The sequence below is a fragment of the Tahibacter caeni genome, assembly GCF_024609805.1.
In the GTDB taxonomy this organism is placed as follows: Bacteria; Pseudomonadota; Gammaproteobacteria; order Xanthomonadales; family Rhodanobacteraceae; genus Tahibacter; species Tahibacter caeni.
The window spans coordinates 1-1,300 of record NZ_JANFVR010000630.1 but is presented as its reverse complement, the minus strand read 5'-3'; the positions used below and the strand labels follow the sequence as shown (position 1 = coordinate 1,300).

Annotated in this window: 2 protein-coding genes; both read left to right on the top strand. The window is 72.6% G+C overall.

Annotated features, from left to right (window positions below):
• Window positions 1-376: DUF5329 family protein (locus tag NON22_RS24440; protein ID WP_257389584.1), on the top strand; the 376-nt coding region annotated here is incomplete at its 5' end.
• Between the two features lie 45 nt (window positions 377-421).
• Window positions 422-1,300: winged helix-turn-helix domain-containing protein (locus NON22_RS24435; protein ID WP_257389583.1), on the top strand; the 879-nt coding region annotated here is incomplete at its 3' end.

Here is a 1,300-nt window from a genome sequence, read left to right as displayed (position 1 = left end):
CGGCGCGCCGGTGCCGGCGAGCGAAACCGCGCCGACCGCGGCGCCGGCTACCGGCCGGACGGCTCCGCCGCACGCGGCGAGCCTGTCGCAGACCGAACGCATAGAACGCCTGCTGGCTGCGATCGCCGCGCTCGACGGCGCGCGCTTCGTCCGCAACGGCAAGGACCATTCGCCGGCCGACGCCGCGGCGCATCTGCGCCGCAAATGGCAGGCGGCCCGGCGCAGCGCCGCCGATGACGATGCGGAGCGCTTCATCGACGCGCTCGCGTCCACCTCGTCGGTCAGCGGTCAGCCTTACCGCATCCGCTTCGCCGACGGCCGAGAGACGACGGTCCGCGAATTCCTGCTCGACGAACTCGCGCGCCTGCCGCCGTGAGCGGCCATGCCGCCGCGGCGCGGCTTCGCGGATAATGCGCCGATCATGCAGGCCCTGACCTATCGCGGCAGCGATTTCGAAATCCACACCGCGCGCCGTTCGCTGCGACTGAACGGCAGCGACGTCGACTGCGAACCGCGCGTCTTCGACCTCATCGTCCATCTGATCGAGCAGCGCGAGCGCGCCGTCGACAAGCAGGAGCTGATCACGAAGCTCTGGAACGGCCGGCCGGTCAGCGACGCCTCGCTGTCGCAACTGGTCTACAAGGCGCGCAAGGCGCTGGCCGACGACGGCGAGTCGCGCGCCTGCATACAGACCGTGCACGGCCGCGGCTTCCGCTGGATCGCCGCGGTCACGGCGTCGGCGCCAGGCGAACCGCTGCCGGCAGCCGCCGCCGTTTCGATGCCGTCCGTCAGTTCGTCCGAGTCGGCGACGCCTTCGGAAGCAGCCGGCTCGGCATTGCAGAGCACGTCGCCGGGCACGGAGCGCGTTTCCGCCGCAATCGCCGGCGACGCCGCGCTGCAGGACTCTGCCGCCACACCGCCAGCCAGAGCGAAACCGGCGCACCGGCGTCCGCTGCTCTGGGCCTGCCTCGTGCTCGCGCTGGTCGCGCTGGCCGGGCTGCTCTGGCGCACGACGTCGCAATCCGGCAGCGCCACGGCGCAGCCGCGCGTACTCGTTCTGCCCGTCGAGATCGCCGCCGGGCTCGAAGACCTCGACTGGGCTCGTCTCGGCATGATGGGACTGATCGCGAACGCGCTGGAGACCGAAGCCGGGCTCGCGACGATCGAGCCGGCCATAGCGCGCCGCCTGAATACCGCCGAGCCGCCGTCGCCGGCGCAGCGCCGCGCCTGGCGCGAGACGACCGGAGCGCGCCATTCGCTGTCGCTGCGCCTGAGCCGCGCCGGCCCGCTGCTGCAGCTC